General features: G+C 74.2%; 7 protein-coding genes. 5 read left to right on the top strand and 2 right to left on the bottom strand.

Annotated features, from left to right (window positions below; all coding sequences use genetic code 11):
- The coding region (gene ilvA / locus ACFQMF_RS10250; RefSeq protein ID WP_256409147.1) for a threonine ammonia-lyase at positions 1-1,210 on the bottom strand (1,210 nt) is incomplete at its 3' end.
- 247 nt (positions 1,211-1,457) lie between these two features.
- Positions 1,458-1,955 (bottom strand): gamma-glutamylcyclotransferase family protein, encoded by a 498-nt coding sequence (locus ACFQMF_RS10245; protein WP_256409146.1) that lies wholly within the window; start codon positions 1,953-1,955, stop codon positions 1,458-1,460.
- A gap of 91 nt (positions 1,956-2,046) precedes the next feature.
- Between ACFQMF_RS10245 and ACFQMF_RS10240 the strand changes: the two genes are divergently transcribed.
- From ACFQMF_RS10240 to ACFQMF_RS10220, 5 genes are all read left to right on the top strand, one after another.
- Complete coding sequence (locus ACFQMF_RS10240) at positions 2,047-3,144, top strand: ATP-binding protein (RefSeq protein ID WP_256409145.1); 1,098 nt, start codon at positions 2,047-2,049, stop codon at positions 3,142-3,144.
- A gap of 29 nt (positions 3,145-3,173) precedes the next feature.
- Positions 3,174-4,595 carry an MATE family efflux transporter gene (locus ACFQMF_RS10235; RefSeq protein WP_256409144.1) on the top strand — a complete coding sequence of 474 codons (1,422 nt, stop codon included), beginning with the start codon at positions 3,174-3,176 and terminating at the stop codon, positions 4,593-4,595.
- 83 nt (positions 4,596-4,678) lie between these two features.
- A complete protein-coding gene (locus tag ACFQMF_RS10230; RefSeq protein WP_256409143.1) occupies positions 4,679-6,187 on the top strand; it encodes a stage II sporulation protein M in 1,509 nt (502 codons plus the stop codon).
- Between the two features lie 82 nt (positions 6,188-6,269).
- On the top strand, positions 6,270-6,737 hold the full coding sequence (locus ACFQMF_RS10225; protein ID WP_256409142.1) for an Hsp20/alpha crystallin family protein: 468 nt from the start codon (positions 6,270-6,272) through the stop codon (positions 6,735-6,737).
- 71 nt (positions 6,738-6,808) lie between these two features.
- Complete coding sequence (locus tag ACFQMF_RS10220; RefSeq protein WP_256409141.1) at positions 6,809-7,498, top strand: protein-L-isoaspartate(D-aspartate) O-methyltransferase; 690 nt, start codon at positions 6,809-6,811, stop codon at positions 7,496-7,498.
- The last annotated feature ends 22 nt before the right edge of the window (positions 7,499-7,520 follow it).

Genomic DNA, 7,520 nt, shown 5'->3' with positions numbered 1-7,520 from the left:
AGGACAGGACCTCGACCTCGTATCCGTCGGCTTCGAGCGCGTCGACGATGTCGGCGGCGTGTTCGGCGTCGTCGGTCTCTAATTCGAGTTCGAGCTCGGCGGCGTTGACGGCCACGTCGCGCGAGGTGCGGTCGTGGTGGACCGCGTACACGTTCGCGCCGGTGCGCGCGACGATGCTGGAGACGCGCTCCAGCTCGCCAGGCCGGTCCTTCAGGCTGACCGTGATCTTGAGGTATCGACCCATCTGGACCAGCCCGCGCCGGATCACGGTGCCGAGGCGGTTGAGGTCGATGTTCCCGCCGCAGAGCGCGGCGACGACCGTCTCGCCGTCGTCGTACTCGAACGCCTCGGAGAGGACGGCGGCGAGCGCGACCGCCCCCGCGCCCTCCACGAGCGTCTTGGCGCGTTCGAGGAGCAGCGTGAGGGCTAAGGCGATCTCGCGGTCGTCGACGGTGACGACCTCGTCGACGTACTCGGTCATGACTTCGAGGGTCGCCTCGCCGACCGCGCGCGTGGCGATCCCGTCGGCGATCGTGTCGACGCTGTCGATCTCCGTGACTTCGCCGGCTTCGAGCGACTTCGCGGCCGACGCCGCCCCGTCGGCCTGCACGCCGACGACGCGCGCGTCGGGGAGCTGCTCTTTGACCGCGACGGCGACCCCCGAGATGAGCCCGCCGCCGCCGATCGGGACGACGACCGTGTCGAGCTCGGGGCAGTCGTCGACGATCTCCAGGCCGAGCGTCCCCTGCCCGGCCATCACGACCGGGTCGTCGAAGGCGTGGACGTAGGTGCGGCCCTCCTCGCGCTCCAGCTCGTGGGCGTACGCCTGCGCCTCGTCGTAGTCGACGCCCTCCAGGCGGACGCTCGCGCCGTACCCGCGGGTGGCCTTCACCTTCGAGACGGGCGCGAACTTCGGCATCACGACGGTGGCGTCGACGCCCGCGCGCTGGGCCGCGAGGGCGACGCCCTGCGCGTGGTTCCCCGCGCTCGCGGTGACGACCCCGGCCTCGCGCTCCGCGTCGGAGAGCGTCGCGATCCGGTTCATCGCGCCGCGGATCTTGAACGCCCCGGTCCGCTGGAAGTTCTCCAGCTTGAGCCGGACGTCCGCGCCGCTCATCTCGGAGAAGGTCCGCGACCGCTCTAAGGGCGTGTGACGCGCCACGCCGTCGACGCGCTCGCGCGCCGCGTGAACGTCGGAGAGGGACAGCATGCCTCCCCGTCGCCGCGCCGCCCGCTAATCGGTTCCGGTCCGCCGCGTCGCTCCCGATTCCGACCGAACGACGGACGACACGCTCCGGATCGGGCGGAAGCCGACGGGCGAGCGACCGGCTCGCCGTCCGTGAAGGGGGGAATGCACGCGTGTGACGTGCACCTGAAACCAAGCGGGCTGAATACAAAAAGGTGGGGCTAGCGGAGCGAAAGTGAAACCGCACGACAGCGGCGCCGTCATTCCTCCGTCAGACGGGGTTTTCGGGGGTCAGCCGCACCCGCACGTCGGCCCGTTCGAGGTACGCCGCGACGCGCTCGGCGAACCCCCGATCGAGGTCCGCGGGGTCGTCCGCGGATCCCGCGTCCGATCGCATCGCGTCCGACCGCGCCGCGTCCGATTGCGCCGCGTCCGACCGCGTCGCGTCCGGCCACGAGGCGTCCGCGTCGAGGCGCTCGGGGTCGCCCACGTAGACGGCGGCCCGGTCCGGGTGCCCGTCCGGCGCGTCGAGCGGGACGCTCACCCGATGGTACAGCCCGTCCTCGACGCCCTCGTACTCGTCGAGCGCGGCCGTCTCGTCGGTCCGGAGGAGCCGACCGGCCGTCTCGCCTCCCGGTACGAGCGTCGGGTACCGCCCCTCCACGGGGCGGAGCCCCGTCAGGGTCGCCGGGCCGACGTAGACGTACGAGTCGAGCACCGCGGCGACGCGGTCGGGCTCGGTCAGCGTCCCGTACGCGAACACGTCCATGGGTCGTGTGGGTCGTTCGCACGCTTGAAGCTTCGGGCGTGCGCCGCCGTTCGGCCCAAAGGTTTTGATCGCCGCCCGCCTGGGTGAGCGCATGTATCGCCCCCGCGGCCACCTGGTCGTCTCCGCGCTCGGGGCCGCGATCCTCCTCGCGGCGGTCGTCCACCACTGGAGCGAGCTCGGCGCCGTTCGGGATTCGACCGGTCCGATACTCGCCCTGGCGCTCGACGGCGGGCTCGCGCTCGCCGTAGTCTACGCCGGCCGACGGCTCTCCCGGGCCGGACTCCCGCGGTGCGGGGAGCGGCGGGTCGCGCGGTGGACGGTCGCGGGCGCGCTCACGGCCCTCGGCGCGATCGGCGCGACGCTGCTCGTCCGCGCCTTCGAGGGACGGCCGCTCGTCGAGCCGGCGTTCCCGCTCCTGGTCTCCGCGGGCGCCGGCGCCCTCGCGGGCATCGTCGCCGGGTACTACGCGGTGCGGCAGGCGTCGGAGGCGCGCCGCGCCCGCGAGGCGACGCGGGCGGTGTCGTTCGTCAACCACCTGCTGCGTCACGACCTCCGGAACGACTTCGCGACGATCCGGGGATACGCGGACCTCGGGGACGACGCCGGCGACGCCGACCCCCGAACCGTCATCTCCCGCAAGGCGCAGGAGGGGCTCGACCTGATCGAGGCCACGAGCGGGATCGCGGACGCGCTCCTCGGCGACGCGACGCTCCGGCCGATGGACCTCGCGAGCACGGCCCGGTCGGTCGTCGACGACGTCGACCGGGCCCAGGGCGTCACCGTCGAGGTCGACCTCGACGAGCCGGCGCCGGTCGCGGCCACCGACGGCCTCCGGTCCGTCGTCGACAACCTCGTCGAGAACGCCGTCGAGCACGCCGGTCCGAACGCGCTGGTCCGCGTCGCCGTCCGCGCCGGCCCCGAGACGGTCACCCTCTCCGTCGCCGACGACGGTCCCGGGATCCCGCCGGAGCGACGCGACGCGCTCTTCGACGCCGGAGACGACACGGGCGGGCTCCAGATCGTCGACGCGCTCGTCGACGCCTACGGCGGGGAGATCGCGGTCGCGGACTCCGACCTCGGCGGCGCCCTGTTCGAGGTGACGCTCCCGCGCGCGGAGTCGACCGGGACCGCCGATCGGCCGTCGACGCCGACGGCGGCTCCGGCGGTCTCGACCGGCTCCGACACCTAAAAGCGGCGCACGACCCTCCGGCGTGACGCATGGATCTCCCGCGGCTGCGCGATGTCTGGCGGCGCGTCTTCGCGCTCGCGTGGCCCGTCATGGCCGAGCAGACGTTCCGCACCGCGATGCGGACGACCGACGTGCTCGTCACCGCGCTGTTCTCGCCGTCCGCGGTCGTCGCCGTCGGGCTCGCCGACCTCTACGCCCGGTTCCCGCTCCGGATCGGGCTCGGCCTCGGCGGCGGCGCGATCGCGCTCTCCTCGCAGGACACGGGCGCAGGCGCCGCCGAGAACCGCGACGAGGCCGTGACGCAGGCGATCCTGATCGGCGCGCTCGCCGGGGTCCCGTTCGTGCTGTTCGGCCTCGCCTTCGGCGAGCTCGCGATCGACGCCTTCGGCCGGCTGGTCGGGGAGCGGACCGCGCCCGAGGTCGTCGCCCTCGGCTCGACGTACCTCGCGATCGTGTTCGCGACCGCGCCCGCGCGTCACGTCGCCCTGGTCGGCGCCCGCGCGCTGCAGGGGACCGGCGACACCCGAACGCCGATGTACGTTAACATTGCGGCCAACTCGCTCAACATCGTCGGCTCCGTCGCGCTCGGGCTGGGGCTGTTCGGCCTCCCGCGGCTCGAAGTCGTCGGCGTCGGGCTGGCGACCGCGGGCGCGAACGTGCTCACCGCCGGCCTCCTCTGTCTCGCGATCCGGGGCCCCCGGACCGACGCGAGCTTCGCGCGCCCCCGCGACCTCACGATCGCCGGCCAGCTCCTCCGCGTGAGCGCGCCGCGGGTGGCGGAGGGGTTCGGCTCGGAGCTCGCGGAGTTCCCGTTCAACGCCCTCCTCCTCGGCTTCGGCGAGGCGGTCAACGCCGGCTTCCAGATCGGGCGGCGGGCGTACCAGCAGGTGACCGGACCGCTCTCGCGCGGGTACAACGTGGCGGCCTCGGTGCTCGTCGGGCAGGCGCTCGGCGCCGGCGACCCGGACGAGGCGCGGTTCAACGGGTGGGCGGTCGCCGGGCTCGGCGCGCTCACGGTCGGGGCGATCGGCGGCGGCCTCGTCGTCGCCGCGCCGCGGCTCGTCCCGCTGTTCACCGACGACGCGGCGACGGTCCGCTACGCGGTCGACTTCGCCCGCGTCTACGGGGTCGCCGGGACCGCGCTCGCCTGCTTCTCCGCGCTCTCCGGCGCGCTGCAGGGCGCGAGCGAGACGCGGATCCCGCTCGTCGCGCGGGTGTCGGGGATGTTCGGGCTGTTCCTCGGCGCGTCGTGGCTGCTCGGGCGGACGGTCGGTCTCGGTCCGACGGGCGCGTACGTCGGCGTCTCGCTCGCGTACGCCTGGATGGCCCTCGTCGTCGCCGCGGGCTTCCGGTACTCCGGCTGGGCCGGGCGCGCCGCGGACCTCATGGCGGAGCGCGGCAGCGGGGTCGACCCCGAGGTCGACGAGGCGGAGGAGCCGGCGACGGACTGAGCCGCGACGCGGTGGTCGGGCGCGAGCCGACCCGACTCGCGACACACGGACCCATTAAGTGTCGAACGACCGAACCGCTCCGCATGGATCTGTCATCCGCCGTCACCGCCGCGGCCTCCACCCTCCGGCGGCGCCCCGCTGACCTGATCCCGTTCTACCTCCTCGGAACGGCGGTCCCCGTCATCGCTCGGATCGGCCTGTTCACCGCGCTCGCCGGCGTCTACCTCCACCTCGAACTCACCGGTCGGCTCGCGGCCGCCCGCGAGTCGCTCGCGAGGCTGGACCTGACGCCGCCCGACACGCAGGACCCCGAGGCGCTGCAGGCGTGGGGCGAGTCGCTCGCCCCGGCGCTCGAACCGCTCGCGTCGCCGACCGCGCTCGCCCTCGTCCTGGCCGGAACGCTCGCGACCGCGGCGATCGCGGTCCTGACGTACGCCGCGGTGTCGGCCGGCCAGATGTCCGCCGTCGTCGCCCGGCTTCGGAGCGCCCGCGGGCTCACCGCCGGGATCGCCGGCGTCCGGGACCGCTGGCTCACGTTCCTCGGGATCTACGTCGCCGAGCTGCTCTGCTGGCTCGGCGTCCTCCTCCTCGGCGGGATCGCGGTCGGCGCCGCGTTCGCCGTCGACCCGTTCCTCGGCGCCGCGGCCGCGCTCGTCGCCCTCCTCGTCGGCTTCGTCGCCCTCCTGCTCGTGCGGGCCGTCTTCGCGTTCGCCCCGGCGGCCGTCGTCGTCGACGACGCGGGCGCGGTCGGCGCCGTGGAGGGCGCCGGCGGGTTCGTCCGATCGAACCCGGCCGACGCCGCCGCGTACCTCGTCGTCGCCGTCGGCGTCCTCGTCGCGATCTCGTCGGCCGCCTCCGCGCTGGCGTTCCTCGGCGGCGGCGCGATCGTCGCGCTCGTCAGCGCGGTCGCCGCGGCGCCCGCGCTCGACCTGCTCAAGACCGTCCTCTACGGCGACTACCGCGGCGCGGTCGACCCGCACGACCCCCCCGAGGCGAGCCTCCGCGCGCAGCTGTCCGGCGGCGTCCGCCGCGGCTGGCGCGAGATGACCGCGTTCGTGCGCGGGAGCCCCGGCCTGCACGTCCTCGCCGTCGCCGTCGGCGTCGGGTTCGGCGCACTCGGCTGGCTCGCGGTCGACCCGTTCGTCGGCGCGCTCACGACCTCGATCGAGGGCCGGCTCGTCGGTCACGTCCCGCCCGTGGCGGCGCTCAACTTCTTCGGCAACAACTGGACGGTCGCGATCGCGACGTCGCTGGCGGGCGTCGCCCTCGTGGTACCGGCGCTGTCGTCGATCGCGTTCAACGGCCTCGCGCTTGGCGCCACGGCCGCGTTAGAGGAGAACCTCGCCGCGCTCGCGGCGTTCGTCGTCCCTCACGGGATCCTCGAAATCCCGGCGCTGTTCGTCTCCGGCGCGCTCGGGGTCCGCCTCGGGATCGTCTCGTGGCGGACGCTCCGCGGGCGGCGCTCCCGCGCCGAGTTCGCCGACGCCCTGGAGACCGCGTTCTGGGTGCTGGTCGGCGTCGGCGTACTCATCGCCGTCGCCGCGTTCATCGAGGGGTTCGTCAGCCCGTACTACTGGCGGCCGTTCCTCTGAGGCCCGGCGACGGCGCTCTCGCCGACCCGTTCGACCCTCGCGCCCGTACGTTCAAGTCGCTCCGTCACGAATCCTGACCTGTATGACGCGACGCGATCCCTTCGGCGAGATCGAGGAACTGCTCGAACGGATGGGCCGCGAGTTCGAGGAGCTCGGCGGGACGCTCGACGCGCCGGGGGGTCCCCGACTCCCCGGCGCCCGCGACGTCGCCGTCGACGTGATCGAGGACGACGAGTCGATCACGGTGCTCGCCGACCTCCCGGGGTTCGACGACGAGGACATCGACGTCGAACTGCGCGAGGAGTCGCTGTCGATCGCGGCCACCCGCGAGGAGGAGCGCGACGTCGCGGACGGAGCGGGCGACGCGGACGCGGAGGGAGTCCGGTACCGCCGCCGCGAGCGCCGGTCGCGGTCCGTCTCGCGACGGGTCCCGATCGCTGAGCCCGTCGAGCGCGACGGCGCGACCGCCTCCTACGAGAACGGAGTCCTCACCGTCACGCTCCCGAAGCGGTCGGAGAGCGGCGAGGGCCACAGCATCGACGTGAGCTGACGCCACCGGCCCCCTGACGACGAGCCGGCACCGCCGACAGTTTCTCCACGGTAGCCGTGCTACCGTATCGCATGGACGACGCGAACGGACCGAGTTCACGAGACGGTCCGGAGCGCGGTGAGCCCCCCGACCGCGCGGCCGCTCGCCGGGAGCTCGTCGACGCGCTCCGGGAGCGCCTCGACGTGAGCGAGCGCACGCTGTCGGCGATCGAGGCCGTCCCCAGACACGAGTTCGTCCCCGAGAGCCACCGCTCGCGCGCCTACGCCGACCGGCCGCTCCCGATCGGCCGCGACCAGACGATCAGCGCGCCGCACATGGTCGCGGTGATGACGGACCTCCTCGATCCGGACCGCGGCGACCGCGTCCTCGAAGTCGGCACCGGCTGCGGCTACCACGCCGCCGTCCTCGCCGAGCTCGTCGGCGGGGGCAACGTCTACAGCGCCGAGTACGTCCCCGAGCTCGCCGCCGACGCCCGCGAGCGGCTCGACCGGCTCGGCTACGACGTGACCGTCCGGGCCGGCGACGGCCGCGAGGCGTTCCGCGACGAGGCGCCGTTCGACGCGGCCTCCCTGACGTGCGCCCCGTCCGGCGGCGTCCCCGACCCGATAGTCGACCAGGTCCGGACCGGCGGTCGGGTCGTCGCGCCGGTCGAGGACGGGGGGCTCCTCGGCGGCGGTCAGCGGCTCGTGCGCCTGACGGTCCGCGAAGACGGCGTCGAGCGGGAGGACCACGGCGGCGTCCGGTTCGTGCCGATGCGGTGACGGGCCTCGCCCGACCCGAACC

The sequence above is a fragment of the Halorubrum rutilum genome, assembly GCF_042665015.1.
GTDB lineage: Archaea > Halobacteriota > Halobacteria > Halobacteriales > Haloferacaceae > Halorubrum > Halorubrum rutilum.
This window is presented reverse-complemented; position numbering and strand designations above follow the sequence as displayed.

What these genes read in the sequence shown, in the direction of transcription:
- ACFQMF_RS10240 (WP_256409145.1), top strand. Translation starts at nt 2,047, where the DNA reads ATGTATCGCCCCCGCGGCCACCTGGTCGTCTCCGCGCTCGGGGCCGCG.
- ACFQMF_RS10220 (WP_256409141.1), top strand. Translation starts at nt 6,809, where the DNA reads ATGGACGACGCGAACGGACCGAGTTCACGAGACGGTCCGGAGCGCGGT.
- ACFQMF_RS10245 (WP_256409146.1), bottom strand. Translation starts at nt 1,955, where the DNA reads ATGGACGTGTTCGCGTACGGGACGCTGACCGAGCCCGACCGCGTCGCC.
- ACFQMF_RS10235 (WP_256409144.1), top strand. Translation starts at nt 3,174, where the DNA reads ATGGATCTCCCGCGGCTGCGCGATGTCTGGCGGCGCGTCTTCGCGCTC.
- ACFQMF_RS10225 (WP_256409142.1), top strand. Translation starts at nt 6,270, where the DNA reads ATGACGCGACGCGATCCCTTCGGCGAGATCGAGGAACTGCTCGAACGG.
- ACFQMF_RS10230 (WP_256409143.1), top strand. Translation starts at nt 4,679, where the DNA reads ATGGATCTGTCATCCGCCGTCACCGCCGCGGCCTCCACCCTCCGGCGG.